Origin of the sequence: uncultured Brevundimonas sp., from assembly GCF_963977465.1 — a bacterium.
Taxonomy (GTDB): Bacteria; Pseudomonadota; Alphaproteobacteria; order Caulobacterales; family Caulobacteraceae; genus Brevundimonas.
Genome location: NZ_CAXBOQ010000001.1, coordinates 377,533 through 392,878 on the forward strand (window position 1 = coordinate 377,533; position 15,346 = coordinate 392,878).

Genomic DNA, 15,346 nt, shown 5'->3' on the forward strand with positions numbered 1-15,346 from the left:
CGGTCCCGACCGCGCCGCCCACAAGGGAGTAGACAGTTGGCTGGAAACGTTACGGCGCCGGGACGGGCGCATTGGTCTTCGAAGGGGGCCTTTGTCCTCGCGGCCACCGGCTCGGCCGTCGGCCTGGGCAATCTGTGGCGTTTTCCGACAGAGGCCGGCAGCAACGGCGGCGGGGCCTTTGTCCTGCTCTACATCCTCTGTGTGGTGCTGATCGCCATGCCGCTGCTGCTGGCCGAAAGCCTGATCGGGCGGCACGGTCAGCGGTCCACCATCGGCAGCGCCGTCTATCTGGCCCGGGAATCCAAGGCGAGCCCGGCGTGGAGCCTGCTGGCGGTGATCGGCCTGATCGCCAATACCGCCATCCTGACCTTCTACTGTGTGGTCGCCGGCTGGGTGATCTATTTCATCGGCACCAGCGCCGCCGATCTGGTGGGGGCGGTCTCGGCCGGGACACCGCTGGCCGGTGCCTATGCGAACGATTCCGTCGAGCAGATCCAGCAGTTGATGCCGACCCTGTTCGCCAATCCGGTCCTGCTGGTCGGTCTGCAACTCGCCTTCGTCATCGTGACCACCTGGATCGTGGCCCGTGGGGTCAAGCGCGGCATCGAGGTGGCGGCCACCTGGCTGATGCCTGCCTTCTTCTTCCTGCTCATCGCCATCACCATCTACGCCGCGATCACAGGTGACTTTGCTGCAGCCGTGGCCTTCCTGTTCACGCCCGACTTCGAGCGCGCCCTTCACCCCGGCGTGCTCAGCTCGGCGCTCGGTCAGGCCTTCTTCTCGCTGAGCCTGGGTGGTGGTGCCATGATCGCCTATGGGGCCTATGCCTCGCGCGACACCAACCTGGCCCAGACATCGGGCATGATCGCCTTCGCGGACACCGCCGTGGCCATCATCGCCGGCCTGGCCATCTTCCCGATCGTGTTCATGGTGGGGATGGAGCCGAACGCTGGCCCGACCTTGATGTTCCAGACCCTGCCTGCGGCCTTTCATGCCATGCCCGGCGGCGCGATCGTCGGCTTCGCCTTCTTCGTCCTGGCCCTGTTCGCGGCCCTGACGTCGTCGGTGTCACTGCTGGAGATTTCGGTCGGCTGGGTCACCGAGAGGTTTGGCGTTTCCCGGGTCAAGGCTGCCTGGAGCATCGGTGTGCTGGTGTTCCTGATCGGCCTGCTGTCGGCGCTGTCCTTCAATGTTCTCGCGGACCAGCGGCCGATGGCCGGGGTGCCCGGCTTCGAGAACGCGACCTGGTTCGACGCCATCGACGGGATCACCGGCCGGCTGCTGCTGCCGCTGTCGGGTCTGGTCACCGCCATCTTCGTCGGCTGGGTCGCGGACCGGAAGCTGGTCAACGGCGAGACGGGTCTGAAGGGGGCCGGTCTGACGGCCTGGCGCTTCCTGATCGCCTGGCTGTGCCCGCTGGCCGTGGCGGCCATCCTGATCATCGGCCTGTTCCCGCAACTGCTGGGCTGAGCCTGACATCACGTGACGGCGAAGCGGCCCGGACCCTGTCCGGGCCGCTTTCGTTTGGGCGGTATCCTGCGGTCGGGCGAGGCCCCTGTCGCCGGGAGCACAGCCCGCCGCGGCCGGGTCCCGTCGGCGCGGGCGATCATCCCTCCGCTAGCAACCGGCGCAGCGGCGTGCGCGGAACCGGTGGCGCGGTCCGTGGCCCCCGGATGGCGACGGGCCAGCACCAATCGCCCACGAAAAAGGCCCGGGATCGCTCCCGGGCCTCGTCCGTATAACCGACCGGTGGAGGGGTCAGTCTTCCTTGATGTTGTCGACACCTTCGCCGAAGGCGGCCGCCGGGGAGTTCATCAGGCTCTCCTCGGTGATGTCGATGCCCTTGGCCAGCTTGGAGTGCCAGAAGCCGTAGATGGCGTAGATCACGGCCCCGATGGCGGCGTAGCCACCCAGCAGCTGCAGGGTCAGCGGATCGGCGATGGCACCGGCCGCGAGTTGAGCCTGGGTCGGGAAGGCCTGCTCCAGCATCGGCTGGAAATTCTTCCAGGCCAGATACATGCAGGCGGCGATGCCGAGCGAAGCGGTGAAGATGCCACCGGGCACGCGGAACGGCCGGGCCAGTTCAGGGTGTTTGACCCGCAGGTAGATGACCGACAGGCAGACGATGGAGAAGGCCACCGCCGTGCCGAAGGATACCAGCTGACCGAGCAGGCTGATCGGCAGGAAGGCCGCGGTGATCGCGATCAGCACGCCCAGCAGGATGGTGCCGAGCCACGGCGTCCGGAACTTCGGATGGATGACGGCAAACACCCGCGGCAGCAGACCGTCACGGGCCATGGTGTAGAAGATCCGTGTCTGGCCGTAGCACAGCACCAGCATGACCGAGCTGAGGCCGGTGATGGCCCCGATCTTGACGAGGAAGCTGATCAGGTTGAGCTGCCCACCCGGCGCGACAGCCAGCGGAATATCGGCCCAGTGCAGACCCATGCGGTCGATGGCGACCGCGACGGGGGCAGGGCTGCTCAGCTCGGCGTAGGGGACGACACCGGTCATGACGGCGGCCACGGCCATATAGATGAGGGTGCAGACGATCAGCGCCCCGAGGATGCCGATCGGCACATCCCGCGACGGGTTCTTGGCCTCGGCCGCGGCGGTCGAAACCGCTTCGAAGCCGACGTAGGCGAAGAAGATGATCGCCGCCCCGCGCATGATGCCGTCATAGCCGTAGCGACCGGGAACGGCCGGGTCGGCAGCGGGTATGAAGGGGTGCCAGTTGTCGGGGTTCACATACGAGATACCGACCCCGATGAAGGTCAGCAGCACGACGATCTTGATGACAACGATGACGTTGTTCACGTTCGCCGACTCGCTGACACCGAGGACCAGCAGGCTGCACACAGCGGCAATGCCGATGGCCGCCACGAGATTGAAGGTGCCCGTTGCGGCCAGGACCGTGCCGTGGTCGGCGCGAACAGCCTCGATCATCGGGGTCGCCCACATGGCCCCTTCCTGGCCGGCGTACTGGATGGCCGGGAACAGCATCTGGGACAGACCGAAATCGCCCATGATGGAGACGACATAGCCGGACCAGCCGACCGCGACGGTCGAGGCGGCGATGCCGTACTCGAGCACCAGCAGCCAGCCCATGATCCAGGCGAAGACCTCGCCCAGGGTGCCGTAGGCATAGGTGTAGGCCGAGCCCGAGACCGGCATGGTCGAGGCCAGTTCGGCGTAGCAGAGGCCCGCCAGCGCGACAGCGATGCCGGCGGCGACGAAGGACAGCATGATGGCCGGACCGGCATAGTCGGCGGCAACCTGGCCGGTCAGCACGAAAATACCGGCGCCGATAATGGCACCGATACCGAGGCTCATGAGGTTGATGGGGCCCAGAGACCGCTTCAGCTCGCTCTTGGCGGCTTCTTTCTGGATCTGGGCTACGGATTTCTTGAGGAACAGGCGGTTCCCCTTAGGCCTAAGGCCTTCTGCGGACATTGAGTCTCGCCCCTAAAATACGGCAAATCCTTCCCGGATTGCCTTCAATGTCGCGGACGCTAGCGGGGCCGGAGGCGGCTGACAATGCGGATTTCGTCGTGCCAAATGATGACGCGCTTTCGTGATCCCACCCGATGCGGCTAGACCCGTGGGATGCTGCCCATCCACGCCGTTCTTGATGAGTTGAAGGCCGCGCTGGCGGCGAACAACACGGCGGTTCTGGCTGCGCCGCCGGGGGCCGGCAAGACCACGGTCGTGCCTCTGGCGCTGCTCGACCAACCCTGGCTGGCGGATGGAAAAATTCTGGTGCTGGAGCCGCGACGGCTGGCGGCGCGGGCCGCGGCGGAGCGAATGGCGCAGACCTTGGGCGAGACCCCGGGCCAGACTGTCGGCTACCGCACCCGGCTGCAGAGCCGGATCGGTCCAGCGACACGCATAGAGGTGATCACCGAGGGGGTGTTCACCCGGATGATCCTCGACGACCCCGGCCTCGACGGTGTCGGGGCCGTGCTGTTTGACGAGTTCCACGAACGCAGCCTCGACGCCGACCTCGGCCTGGCGCTGGCGCGGGACAGTCAGTCGGTGCTGCGCGAGGATCTGCGGCTGCTGGTGATGTCGGCGACGTTGGACATCGTCGGTGTAGCGAAGCTGCTGGACGGGGCTCCAGTCATAGAAGCGCAGGGGCGGATGTTCCCGGTCGAGACTCACTATGCGGGCCGCAATCCGCTGGAGCGGCTGGAAGAGGCCATGGCCCGGGCCGTGATGCAGGCGCTGGGCGAGGAGACCGGCTCGGTGCTGGCCTTCCTGCCGGGGCAGGGCGAGATCCACCGCACGGTCCAGGCCCTGAAGGCGCGGTTGCGCGACCCGGCCGTCGATGTGGTGCCGCTGTATGGGGCGCTCGACAAGAACGAGCAGGACCAGGCGCTGGATCCGTCGCCGCCGGGGCGGCGCAAGGTGGTGCTGGCGACCTCGGTGGCAGAGACCAGTTTGACCATCGAAGGCGTGCGGGTGGTGATCGACGGCGGCCTGTCGCGGGTGCCGCGGTTCGAGCCGTCCAGCGGCCTGACACGGCTGGCGACGGTCAGGGTCAGTCGTTCGTCGGCCGAGCAGCGACGCGGGCGGGCGGGGCGAACCGAACCGGGGGTCTGCTACCGGCTGTGGGACGAGGAACAGACCCGGGGACTGGTCCCGCACCAGCGGCCCGAGATACTGGAGGCGGACCTGACCGGCTTTGCCCTCGACCTGGCCCGCTGGGGCGCGCGCACGGCCGAAGGTCTGGCCCTGCTGGACGCGCCACCGGCCGGGGCCTTCGCAGAGGCGCGGGCGGTGCTGACCCGGCTGGAGGCGCTGGACGAAGACGGCAATCTGACGGCCCACGGACGCCGTCTGATCCGGATACCGCTGACGCCACGTTTGGCCCATCTGGTGGCGGTGGCCTCGGACGGGGGTGCCGCCCTGACCGGCGGGCGGATCGCGGCGATCCTGAGCGAGCCGGGTCTGGGCGGCAAGGACCCGGACCTGGGCGAGCGGCTGCGGCAGCTGCGACAGGATCGATCACCGCGCGCCCGCGATGCGATGACCCTGGCCGAGCGCTGGGCCCGGGCGGCCGGCGGCGGCAAGGGCGGCACGGTCGATCCCGGCACCCTGTTGGCCGAGGCCTTTCCCGAACGGGTGGCGCGGGCACGGGGCAAGCCGGGTGAAATACTGCTGGCCTCAGGGCGTGGGGCGTTTCTCGATCCAACCGAACTGCTGGCGCGCGAGCCGTGGCTGGCCGTGGCCGAAATGGGCGGTGGCGACGCCCGTGACCGTATCCGCCTGGCCGCCCCGCTCGATCCGCTGGCACTGGGGCACCGGATCACGGTCGAGGACCGACTGACCAAGGAGCCGTCGGGACGGATGGTCATGCGCCGCATCCGGCGGCTGGGGGCCATCGTCGTCGACGAGAAGATTACCGGCCCGCCGGATCGCAGCCAGATCAGCGCCGCGTTGCGGGCCGAGGTCGAGGCCGGGGGGCTGTCGATCCTGGCCTGGGGCGAGCGAGCCGGGGCCTTGCGGGCGCGGCTGACGTTCCTGCGGACGCTGGACCCGGACTGGCCGGACGCGTCGGACGCCGCACTGCTGGCGACCCGCGAGACCTGGCTGTGGCCTCTGCTGGATGGGGCGAAGTCACTGGCGGGCATCGGTGATGCGGCATTGGAGCAGGGGCTTAAGGCGCTGGTGCCGTGGGACCGGCACCGGTCGCTGGACGATCTGGCCCCGGCGCGGCTGACGACGCCGCTGGGCAGCGCCGCCATCGACTATGCCGCCGAGGGCGGGCCGCGCGTCGACATCCGGGTGCAGGAATTGTTCGGGGTGACGGCCCATCCGATGGTCGGCGGTGGACGGGTGCCCCTGACGCTGGCCCTGCTGTCCCCGGCGCGGCGGCCGGTGCAGGTGACGAAGGACCTGCCGGGCTTCTGGGCCGGATCGTGGGCGGCGGTGCGCGCCGAGATGCGCGGCCGCTACCCCCGTCACCCCTGGCCGGAGAATCCGGCCGAAGCCCCGCCGACCAACCGGGTCAAGCCGCGCGGGACCTAGGCGAACACCATCAGGTCGCTGTCGCCGAAATTCGGTTCGTCGGTCACGCTCGCGGCGACGTCGCGGTCGAGCCGCGCGAAGCCCGCCTCGATTTCGGCCTCGCTCAGGTGTTCGAAGGTCGAGATCGACCGACTGCGCAGGCGCTGCGCCGTGTCGGCGAGGCTGTGGCCGAACTGTTCGCGGACGGTGTCGAGGGCGATCATCTGCAGCCCGACGGCCGCGAAGACGTCCCGGACCTCGGTGGTGGACGGGAACATCGCCAGCTCGATATCGCGCGCCCGGGGAAAGAAGCGGTGCCAGTGGACGTCAGGCATGCGGTCGTTGAAAGGACTGCGGATCATCACCCGGCCACCCGGCTTGAGCACGCGCCGAATTTCCCGGGCCGCTGCCGCCCGGTCGCGGACATGGTGGAACGACAGGAACATCAGCACGAGGTCGCAGGCGTCATCCGGCAGCGGAATGCGCTCGGCCCGGCCTTCCAGATACTCGACCTGCGGATGAGCCGACCCGGACCCGGCGACGGCTCGCATCTTCTCCGATGGCTCCACGCCCCAGGTGCGTCCGCCGAAGGTTTCCGCCAGGGTCAGCGTATAGCGCCCGGTGCCGCAGCCGAGGTCGAGCACGTCAAGCGGTCGGTGTTCCGGGGCGTGGGCACTGAGGGCGGCGGCCCAGAGGGCCCGGTTGCCCGGCCCGAGGTCACGCGCGGCCCTGTAGTTGGCGTGCTGCCCGTCGTCATAGTTCACCGGTTTGAGCGGGGTCGGGGTCATACCTCGTCCGTCACCGCATAGATCATGATGCCGGTGGCCACGGCCAGATTCAGACTGTCGGCGCGACCGCGCATCGGAATCTTGACGTTGACGTCGCAGGCCGCGGCCAGGGTGTCGGTCAGGCCGGCCTGTTCATTGCCCATCAGGATCAGGGTTGGGGCGACCAAGGGGGCGTCGCGATAGCCATGCGTGGCGTCCAGACGGGTGCCGATGACGCTGCCGGGCCAGTTGGCGCGCCATGCAAGGAAGGCCTCGGCGGTGCAGCGGGCGATGGAGACGGCGAAGACCGAGCCCATGGTCGCGCGCACGGCCTCGACCGAATAGGGATCGACGCAGTCGCCGATCAGGATGACCCCGCCGCAACCGGCGGAATCAGCGGTGCGGATGATGGTGCCCAGATTGCCGGGGTCGCGGACCTGTTCCAGCGCCACCCAGCAGGGGGCCGAGGCCGGATCGATGTCGGCCAGTTTGACGAAGGTCTGGTCGAACACACCCAGCACCGTCTGGGGGTTGTCGCGACGGCTGATCTTCTCGAGGATCGGATGGGTGACGGTGACGACCTCGCCGCCGGCGGCGCGGGTCTCGGCCATGGCCCGGTCCAGCAGCGGATGGGCGCGTGCCTCCATCCCGACCATCAGCAGGGTCGGGGTGCGGCCCTGATCGAGGGCCTCGCCGATGAATTTCAGACCTTCGGCCAGGAAGCGGCCGGTGGCCTCGCGTTCCTTGCGCATGTGCAGGGCACGCACGGCCTTGACCGTGTCATTGGTCAGGGAGGTGATCAGGCGGGGCTCGCTCACCGGTCGCTCCAGCGCGAGAAGAAGCTGAGGCCGATGGCGCGGCCGTCCTTGCCGTCCTCGGCCAGGGCCAGTTCACCCCAGTCGATGCGGCCGCCGCGGGTGGCCGTGGCCTCGGCCATCACATGGGCCAGGGACAGGCCCGAGATGCGGGCGGCGTAGGCGTTCAGCAGCAGGAAGGAGGCGTCATCGGACAGCAGGGCGGCGCAGTCGGTGACCAGCCCGGGCAGGTCCTCGAACAGGCGCCAGACTTCGCCGGTCGGGCCGCGCCCGTATTTGGGTGGATCGAGGATGATGCCGTCGTATTTCGAGCCACGCCGGACCTCGCGCGCGACATATTTGCGGGCGTCCTCGACGATCCAGCGGATCGGCCGGTCGGCCATGCCGGACAGTTCCGCATTCTCGCGCGCCCAGGCGACCGACTTCTTGGAGGCGTCGACATGGGTGACCTCGGCCCCGGCGGCGGCGCAGGCCAGGCTGGCGACACCGGTATAGCCGAACAGGTTGAGGATCTTCGGCCGCGGCCCGTCCTTGCGTTCCCGGACCAGGGCGCGGATGCGGCCGTCCAGCCAGTCCCAGTTGGCCGCCTGCTCGGGGAAAAAGGCCAGGTGGCGGAAGGGGGTGAAACGGCTGGTGAAGCGCACGTCGCGCCAGGCGAGCGGGAAATTGTCGATCGGGCCACCAGCGAACCGCCAGCGGCCGTCGTCATCCTCGTCCTGCGGATCGAACACGGCGTCGGCGCGGGTGAAGGCCTCGGGATCACGCGGCGACCAGAAACACTGGGGCTCGGGCCGGACCACAGTGAAGCGGCCGTAGCGTTCCAGCTTGCGGCCGTCGCCGCTGTCCAGCAGGGCGTAGTCGGGCCAGCCCCGCGTTACGAGGGTTTCGGGCGTGGGGGAAAGAACCGGAGGCATCCGCGCTGATAGGCGCTCAGGCGGCCTGTCGTCCAGAGTCGGCAACAGCGTCGGTGTCCATCGCCTCCACCGGATCGGCCGGGTGACGGGTCTTGTCCCAGGCGAAAGGCTCGCGGATCAGCCGCCAGACGGCATGTGCAAAGGCCAGGCTGAGCAGGGACCAGTAGGCCGGGGCGGTGACCATGTCGCCCAGGTGATAGGACAGGCCGGCTCGCTTCGCCCCAACCGCGCAGCTCAGCCAGGCCGCGGCGACGCCGAGCCCGAGCACGGCGAGAGCCAGCAACGGTGTGGCCGGGGACAGGCCTGCAAAGCCGGCAACCAACACCGCCGCGGCGACCCAGGCCAGGGACACAGCATGCAGCGCCGCCGATACCAGGGCCACGCCAAGGGTCATGGTCAACGAGATCAGACCGCGTACGCCCAGGCCGAACGGAGCACGACTGTGCACCCCCCAGGTCTGCATATAACCCTTCAACCATCGGGTTCGCTGCGGCAGCCAGTGTTCCATCGGCCCGGGCGGAGTCTCCCAGGTCGGACTGGCGATCAGCCCCTGCCGCCAGCCGTGTCGCCACAGACGAAAACCGAGATCGGCGTCCTCGGTCACATTCCAGGCGTCCCAGCCGCCGACGGTGCGCAGCACGTCGATACGGAAATGGTTGCTGGTCCCGCCGAGGGGAAAGGGCAGGCCCAGACCGACCAGGCCGGGCAGGGTGACCTCGAACAGGGCGGCGTATTCGGCGGCGAACTGGTGCTCGAGGAAACCGGCCCGCCCGCTGCGGGTGCGGATGCGCAGCGGGGCCTGCAAACACGCCAGTCGACCGGCTTGGTCAGCGGCGAACCGGGCCGCGGCCTCGCGCAGTTGGCCCGGGTCCGGTTCATCCTCGGCGTCATAGACGGTCAACAGCTCGCCGGTGGCACGGGTCAGGGCGTGGTTCAGCGCCCGAGGCTTGGTCCGGGGCACACCGGGCGGCACCAGCAGCAGCTTCAGCCAGGACGGCGGCCGGGCGGCGATGACCGCCTGGATCGTCGGATGATCGTCCGCCTCAAGCACCAGCCAGCCGTCCAGCCGGTGCCGGGGATAGTCGAGGGCCGACAGACGGCCGATCAGTTGCGGCACGATCTCGGCCTCGTCGTGCAGGGCGGCCAGCACGGTATAGCGTGGCCAACGGTCCGGCGGCTCCGGTCGCGGTGGCTTCCGACCACTGCACACGACCAGCAGGAGCCGCCACACCGCGCACAGGAAGAATCCGACCCCTATGCCGAGCACGGCGGCCCGGATCGTCGCGTCCGGCCACAAGACCAGGGCTGTGGTTGTCCCGGCCATGGCAATGCCGACGACCGTCATCTGTATCGGAGTTGCCCCTGTGCGGGCGGCACTGTCCGGGACGGCCGGCCGGGCAGGCCGGACGCCGAGCCACCCCCTGTCCGGATCGCTGACCGCCACCATGGCGTACCCGTAATACGCGAAATATGGTTAATCAACCGCACAGCGTGTGGTGTTGGCGGTGCGGAGCGAATGCCGCTATTCAAGCGTCTGGTCCATTGGAGTGCAGGTTTGTCCGGCGTCACCCGTCTCAATCGCCGATCCGCACGCAAGCCCAAGGGCGAGGGCCATTCCCGGCGTGCCGAAATCCTGACCGCCGCCGAGCAGATCTTCGTCGAGCACGGCTATGAAGGGGCGACGATCCGCAAGATCGCCGATCAGGTCGGCCTGTCCTCGACCGCCCTCTACATGCATTTCTCCGACAAGCAGGCGATCCTGCACGAGATCTGCCGGGAGTCGTTCGAAACCCTGATCGCCCTGAACCAGGCGGTCCTGGCCGAGTCCGGTGAACCCGAGGCCCGGATGCGGCGGATGATGGAGGCCTATCTCGCCTTTGGCTTCGCCAATCCCAATGCCTATCGACTGGTCTATATGACCCGGGCCCTGGAGGCACCGGGCGGTGCCGAAACCGTCGCCCAGCAGTTGGGGGCCGCGCTGTTCCGGTCATTCGAGGCCGTGGTCGAGGATGCAGAGCAGGCCGGTCGGCTGCGCGGCGGGGCCCGCGCGACGACCCAGGCCCTGTGGGCCGGCGGGCACGGCGTCGTGTCCCTGATGATCACCAAGCCCAATTTCGACTGGGTTGATCGCGAGACCCTGGTGAACACGATGATGGACGCCCTGTTCATGGGGTTGCTCAAGCCGTGAGCGCGCGGGTTCTGGTGACGATGGCCGCGCTGGCCTGGCTGGCGGCCGGGCCGACGACGGCAGCCCCGTTGCGGGTCCTGTCGCTGGACCAGTGTGCCGATCAGTATGTGCTGGCCCTGGCCCCCGAGGCCGAACTGGCCCTGTCACCGCGGGCGGACGATCCCGATTCCCGGTTGCGTGAGGCGGCGCGGGGACGGCGCCAGGTCCGGCCGACACTGGAAGCCGCCATCGCCTTCCAGCCCGATGTCGTGGTGCGCTACTGGGGCGGCGAGCCGCGACTGCTGGCGGCGCTGGAGCGGCGCGGGGTGCAAGTCCTGCTGATCGACGACGCCACGGACATGGCCGGGGTTCAGGCCACGCTCAGGCGGGTGTCGGCCGGTCTTGGCCGGGCCGAGCGGGGGGATGCGTTGATCCAGCACATGGACGCCCAACTGGCCACGATCGCCTCGCCGACGGAGCCTCGGCCGGGGGCGCTGTATCTGACGGCCGGGGGGTTCACCGCCGGTCGCGACACACTGGTGGGCGCGATTTTCAGGGCGGCGGGTTTCGCCAATCTGGCGGCGTCACCCGGATTCGCGCCGGTCAGTGTCGAGCGGATCGCCCTGAACCCGCCGTTGCGCTTTGTGCTGGGCTTCTTCGACCAGATCCGGGCCGACTGGCGCGGGCCCGGACGCCATCCCGTGGTGCGCCGCGCCGCCGCCGGGCGGGTCGCTGCGCGCCTGCCGGCCACGGTGCTGTCCTGCCCGGCGTGGTTTGCCGCCGACGCTGCCGCGATGCTGGCCGACTCGCAATGAGCGCCTCGGGGACCGCCGCGCGGCTGAATCTGTTGCTGGCCGGCCTGATCGTGCTGGGTCTCGGTCTGGCCATTACGTTCGGCGAAAGCCTGTTCGGGCTGGACCAGTACCTCGCCGCCGTTACCCAGCCCGGTTCGGGACCGGCCGAGGTGTTGTGGCAGGTACGGGCCCCGCGCGCTGTCTGCGCTCTCGCGGTCGGCGCGGCCTTGGGTCTGTCGGGTGCGGTGATGCAGGGGCTTTTGCGCAATCCGCTGGCCGATCCCGGCGTGCTGGGCGTCTCGGCTACCGCAGCGCTGGGGGCCGCCTCGGCCATTGTACTGGGCGCGGCTGCAATACCCGGCGCGGTTGAGATCGCCGCCTTGGCCGGTGCCGGTCTGGCCGGGACCGCCCTGATCCTGTTCGCCAGCCGGGTGCGGGCACCCGAGGCCCTGATCCTGTTCGGCGTGGCCCTGTCCAGTTTCGCGGGCGCGGCGACGGCCCTGATCTTCAACCTGTCCCCGTCACCGATCGCCATGGCCGAGGTGATGAGCTGGCTGCTGGGATCGGTGCAGAACCGCAGCTGGATCGATGTGGCCTGGATCGTGCCGGCGGTGATCGTTTCGGGCCTGTTCGCCTGGCTGGCGGCACCGGGACTAAGGATGCTGTCGCTGGGTGAGGAGACGGCCGCCACTTCAGGCCTGCCGATGGCACGGATGCGTCTGCTGGCGCTAATCGCGGCGGCGCTGGCGGCCGGGGCGGCGGTCGCCGTGGCCGGGGTGATCGGCTTCGTCGGCCTGGCCGCGCCGCATCTGGTGCGGACGGCGATGCGCGGCGACCCGGGCCGGTTGCTGCTGCCCTCGGCACTGGGCGGCGGCCTGATGCTGGTGCTCGCCGATCTGGCGGCGCGGATGACGCCGACTGATCAGGAACTGAAGCTAGGGGTGTTCACCGCCCTGGTCGGGGCACCCTTGTTCGCCCTGATCGCCTGGCGCGCGGCGCGGGAGTGGCGGCTGTGAGCGTCGTGGCTCTGAATGGAGCGACGGCGGCGATCGGCCGACGGACGGTGCTGGATGTGGTCGATCTGACGGTCAGCCCCGGCGAACTAGTGGCCCTGTGCGGGCCCAATGGCGCGGGCAAGTCCAGTGCGATCCGCGCCGCCCTCGGCCTGCTGCCACTGACCCGTGGCCGGGCCCTGCTGGACGGACAGGCATTGTCGGACCTGTCGCCGGGCCAGAGGGCCGAATGCGCCGCCTATCTGCCACAGGAGCGGCGTATCGCCTGGAACCTGCCGGCGGTCGAGGTCGCCGCCCTGGGCGCGCCGTGGCTGGCAGGCGAGGCGGCGCTGGACCGGGCCCGCGCGGCGCTGGTCGAGGTCGACATCGGGCATCTGGTCGACCGGGGCGTGTCCGAGATGTCGGGGGGCGAGCGGGCCCGGGTTCTGCTGGCGCGGCTGCTGACGACGCGGGCGCGGGCCCTGCTGGCGGACGAGCCGGTAGCCGGGCTGGACCCCGATGCCCAGCTGATGGTGCTGGAGCGTTTGGCGGCGCGGGCGCGGGCCGGTCAGGCGGTGCTGGTCAGCCTGCACGACCTGACCCTGGCCGCGCGTTTCGCCGACCGGGTCGTAGTGCTGGACCAGGGTCGCGTGGTGGCCGATGGACCGCCGGTGGAGGCCCTGCGTCCTGACATCCTGCGCACGGTGTTCGGCCTGTCCGCCATCTGGCTGGACGGGCCGGACGGCCCGCTGCTGGCGGCCAGCCGCGCCGCGACCGGACCAGTCTCGCTTCAGGGACGGTAGGGCCGCGGACCGGCCGAGACACCACGAGCGATGTCGCTCGATGTGGACAGCGGCGCCGCCCCACCGTTCAAACGCGCCTTGTAGACGGCCATGTTTTCCATCACCCGCATCATATAGTTACGCGTCTCGGTGAAGGGCACACATTCAATGAAATCGACCGGATCAACAGAGCCGTCGCGTGGGTCGCCGCAGCGGGCGATCCACTGGGGCGGGCGGGCCGGCCCGGCGTTGTAACCGACCGTGGCCAGCAGCATCGACCCGCCGAACCGGCTGGTCAGGTCGCCCAGATGAAAGCTGCCGAGGGTCATGTTGTAGTCGGCATCCCACAACCGCTCGGCCGAGAACGGCATGTTCAGCTGGCGCGCCACCGCCGCCCCGGTCGACGGAAGAAACTGCATCATGCCGCGGGCATCGGCCCCTGAACGGGCACGCGGATCAAAGCTGGATTCCTGACGGGTGATGGCCAGGGTAAACTCAAGCGGCGCGGCACCGGCGACGGTCGGCGGAATGCGGATCGGATACTGTCGCTCGGGCATCAGATAGCCGCGCTGGCTGGCGGCGCGGCCGACCATCATCGCGGTGAAATCCTCGCCATAGCCACGCGACATGTCCATCAGCAGGGCCAGATCGGCCGCTCCGGGCAGGGTGTCGTCCAACTGATAGGTGAAGACGCGGAACAGGGAAGCCTCGCCGGTCTCACCCAGGATCCGGGTGGCGCGCACGACTTCATCGGCCTCGTACCGGGCGATGTCGGCCCGGGTCGGGACGATTTCCGCGGGCAGGGTCAGGGTGGTGATCCCGGCCTTTTCCGCAGCGAGCTGGCCGTAGAAGGTCTGAATGTGCGCTGAGCCTTCGAGATAGCGCTGGTGGGCGGTGGCGGTGTCACCGGCGGCCTCGGCGGCCCGTCCCAGCCAGTAGAGGGCCCGCCCCTGGGTGATCGGGGTCGAGGACATCGCGCGCAGGGCCTCGAAATGGCTGGCCGCGCGGGCGGGATCATTCAGCTTGGTCAGGGCGACCCAGCCGGCGAAGAACTCGGCGTCGACCATCCGTTCGCCGGACGGGAAGCCGTGGCCGGCCATGGAATCATAGGCGGCGCGCCATTCCCGGCGCTCCAGAGCGTCGAGGAAATAGTTGCGGCGCTCGCTCCACAGGGTGCTTTGCCCGTCACTGTGGGAAGGGGCCCGGGGCAGGGCGGACAGCAGGGCTAAGCCTTCGGACTGACGGCCGGCGGCGCGCAACAGCCGGACCCGTTCCAGCACAACGGCGGGGTCCCGAGCCTGTGCGGGCGTCAGGCCCGCCACGATGGAATCCCCGTTGTAGGCGGTCCGCAGGGCCAGAACGGCCTCGGCCACGGTGCGGCGCTCGGGTGAGACCAGGGTGATCATCTCGCGCGTGGCCGGACCGTGCGGACCCAGCAGCAGCATGTCGAGCCGGGCTTCGTGATCGGCCTGGGTCAGCCAGCGGCCCCAGCGGGTCAGAATTCGAGCCTGAGGCGCGGCGTCAAACGACTGGGTCCGCCACCAGTCGCGAATCAGGGGGCGGGCCTCATCGCCGCGATTCTTCTGTTCGAGCGCCCCGGCGAAGGCGATCACGCCTTCGATGGTGGCGGGGGCCTGTCCGTCGAAGAAGGCGAGAACGGTGTCGGGTCCGGCATTGGCGAGATCCAGCGCCCGTTCACCCGCGGCCTCACGTGATTCGGCCCGGGGCCAGGCGGCGAAGCGGGACTGGGCCGTCGCCAGTTCGCTGAAGGACAGTTGTTCGGCCGAGGTGTCGATCAGGGCCCATTCGACCAGCTTGCGGGCGGTCGGATCGCTGATCCGGGCCATGACGGTCTGGGTGGTGATGACGTCGCGGGCTCGCGCTGCCGCAAGGCCCTCACGAAACAGGACGGTGTCCGAATCGGTCAGCAATCGGCCCTGATACGCCGACGTGGCGACATAGGGTGTCGCCTGGCTGCTGATCAGAACGGCGGGGTCGGGGGCGAGAATCGCCAGGGCGGCGGCCAAGGTCGTCGCAAACATGATCTTTTCGATCCCCATTCATCCCGGTTGCAGCAGACCAGCGGGCAACCTACCCTCCGGCGCT

At 69.3% G+C, this 15,346-nt stretch carries 12 protein-coding genes; 6 read left to right on the top strand and 6 right to left on the bottom strand.

Annotated elements, in window-relative coordinates; translation table 11 throughout:
• Nucleotides 1-36: 36 nt before the first annotated feature.
• Nucleotides 37-1,470, top strand: coding sequence for a sodium-dependent transporter (locus AAC067_RS02040; RefSeq protein WP_339929047.1), 1,434 nt, complete (start codon nucleotides 37-39; stop codon nucleotides 1,468-1,470).
• 288 nt (nucleotides 1,471-1,758) lie between these two features.
• Here the strand turns inward: AAC067_RS02040 and AAC067_RS02045 are convergent, their stop codons facing one another.
• Nucleotides 1,759-3,453, bottom strand: coding sequence for an amino acid permease (locus AAC067_RS02045; RefSeq protein ID WP_339929049.1), 1,695 nt, complete (start codon nucleotides 3,451-3,453; stop codon nucleotides 1,759-1,761).
• A gap of 153 nt (nucleotides 3,454-3,606) precedes the next feature.
• On the opposite strand from AAC067_RS02045, the gene hrpB reads away from it, so the two are divergent.
• Entirely contained in the window at nucleotides 3,607-6,030 is a 2,424-nt protein-coding gene (gene hrpB / locus AAC067_RS02050; RefSeq protein WP_339929051.1) for an ATP-dependent helicase HrpB, read from the top strand.
• On the opposite strand, the gene AAC067_RS02055 is transcribed toward hrpB, so the two are convergent.
• From AAC067_RS02055 to AAC067_RS02070, 4 genes are all read right to left on the bottom strand, one after another.
• A complete protein-coding gene (locus tag AAC067_RS02055) occupies nucleotides 6,027-6,797 on the bottom strand; it encodes a class I SAM-dependent methyltransferase (protein WP_339929053.1) in 771 nt (256 codons plus the stop codon). The genes hrpB and AAC067_RS02055 overlap by 4 nt on opposite strands.
• The gene (locus AAC067_RS02060; protein WP_339929760.1) at nucleotides 6,794-7,528 is read right to left on the bottom strand and encodes an RNA methyltransferase; all 735 of its coding nucleotides are present in this window, start codon (nucleotides 7,526-7,528) and stop codon (nucleotides 6,794-6,796) included. The genes AAC067_RS02055 and AAC067_RS02060 overlap by 4 nt, the downstream gene beginning before the upstream one ends.
• A gap of 62 nt (nucleotides 7,529-7,590) precedes the next feature.
• Nucleotides 7,591-8,505 carry a class I SAM-dependent methyltransferase gene (locus tag AAC067_RS02065; RefSeq protein WP_339929055.1) on the bottom strand — a complete coding sequence of 305 codons (915 nt, stop codon included), beginning with the start codon at nucleotides 8,503-8,505 and terminating at the stop codon, nucleotides 7,591-7,593.
• A gap of 16 nt (nucleotides 8,506-8,521) precedes the next feature.
• The gene (locus tag AAC067_RS02070; protein WP_339929057.1) at nucleotides 8,522-9,850 is read right to left on the bottom strand and encodes a glycosyltransferase family 2 protein; all 1,329 of its coding nucleotides are present in this window, start codon (nucleotides 9,848-9,850) and stop codon (nucleotides 8,522-8,524) included.
• Between the two features lie 210 nt (nucleotides 9,851-10,060).
• On the opposite strand from AAC067_RS02070, the gene AAC067_RS02075 reads away from it, so the two are divergent.
• Genes AAC067_RS02075 through AAC067_RS02090 form a run of 4 tightly spaced genes read left to right on the top strand, consistent with a single transcriptional unit; the run spans nucleotide 10,061 to nucleotide 13,261 of the window.
• Nucleotides 10,061-10,693 carry a TetR/AcrR family transcriptional regulator gene (locus tag AAC067_RS02075; protein ID WP_339929059.1) on the top strand — a complete coding sequence of 211 codons (633 nt, stop codon included), beginning with the start codon at nucleotides 10,061-10,063 and terminating at the stop codon, nucleotides 10,691-10,693.
• The gene (locus tag AAC067_RS02080) at nucleotides 10,690-11,487 is read left to right on the top strand and encodes an ABC transporter substrate-binding protein (RefSeq protein WP_339929061.1); all 798 of its coding nucleotides are present in this window, start codon (nucleotides 10,690-10,692) and stop codon (nucleotides 11,485-11,487) included. Before AAC067_RS02075 ends, AAC067_RS02080 begins: the two co-directional genes overlap by 4 nt.
• Entirely contained in the window at nucleotides 11,484-12,482 is a 999-nt protein-coding gene (locus AAC067_RS02085; RefSeq protein WP_339929063.1) for an iron ABC transporter permease, read from the top strand. Before AAC067_RS02080 ends, AAC067_RS02085 begins: the two co-directional genes overlap by 4 nt.
• The gene (locus AAC067_RS02090) at nucleotides 12,479-13,261 is read left to right on the top strand and encodes an ABC transporter ATP-binding protein (protein ID WP_339929065.1); all 783 of its coding nucleotides are present in this window, start codon (nucleotides 12,479-12,481) and stop codon (nucleotides 13,259-13,261) included. The genes AAC067_RS02085 and AAC067_RS02090 overlap by 4 nt, the downstream gene beginning before the upstream one ends.
• Here AAC067_RS02090 and AAC067_RS02095 read toward each other — a convergent pair.
• Nucleotides 13,249-15,282 carry a lytic transglycosylase domain-containing protein gene (locus AAC067_RS02095; protein WP_339929067.1) on the bottom strand — a complete coding sequence of 678 codons (2,034 nt, stop codon included), beginning with the start codon at nucleotides 15,280-15,282 and terminating at the stop codon, nucleotides 13,249-13,251. The genes AAC067_RS02090 and AAC067_RS02095 overlap by 13 nt on opposite strands.
• Nucleotides 15,283-15,346 lie beyond the last annotated feature (64 nt).

What these genes read in the sequence shown, in the direction of transcription:
- AAC067_RS02065 (WP_339929055.1), bottom strand. Translation starts at nt 8,505, where the DNA reads ATGCCTCCGGTTCTTTCCCCCACGCCCGAAACCCTCGTAACGCGGGGC.
- AAC067_RS02060 (WP_339929760.1), bottom strand. Translation starts at nt 7,528, where the DNA reads ATGCGCAAGGAACGCGAGGCCACCGGCCGCTTCCTGGCCGAAGGTCTG.
- AAC067_RS02095 (WP_339929067.1), bottom strand. Translation starts at nt 15,282, where the DNA reads ATGTTTGCGACGACCTTGGCCGCCGCCCTGGCGATTCTCGCCCCCGAC.
- AAC067_RS02070 (WP_339929057.1), bottom strand. Translation starts at nt 9,850, where the DNA reads ATGACGGTCGTCGGCATTGCCATGGCCGGGACAACCACAGCCCTGGTC.
- hrpB (WP_339929051.1), top strand. Translation starts at nt 3,607, where the DNA reads ATGCTGCCCATCCACGCCGTTCTTGATGAGTTGAAGGCCGCGCTGGCG.
- AAC067_RS02045 (WP_339929049.1), bottom strand. Translation starts at nt 3,453, where the DNA reads ATGTCCGCAGAAGGCCTTAGGCCTAAGGGGAACCGCCTGTTCCTCAAG.
- AAC067_RS02055 (WP_339929053.1), bottom strand. Translation starts at nt 6,797, where the DNA reads ATGACCCCGACCCCGCTCAAACCGGTGAACTATGACGACGGGCAGCAC.
- AAC067_RS02085 (WP_339929063.1), top strand. Translation starts at nt 11,484, where the DNA reads ATGAGCGCCTCGGGGACCGCCGCGCGGCTGAATCTGTTGCTGGCCGGC.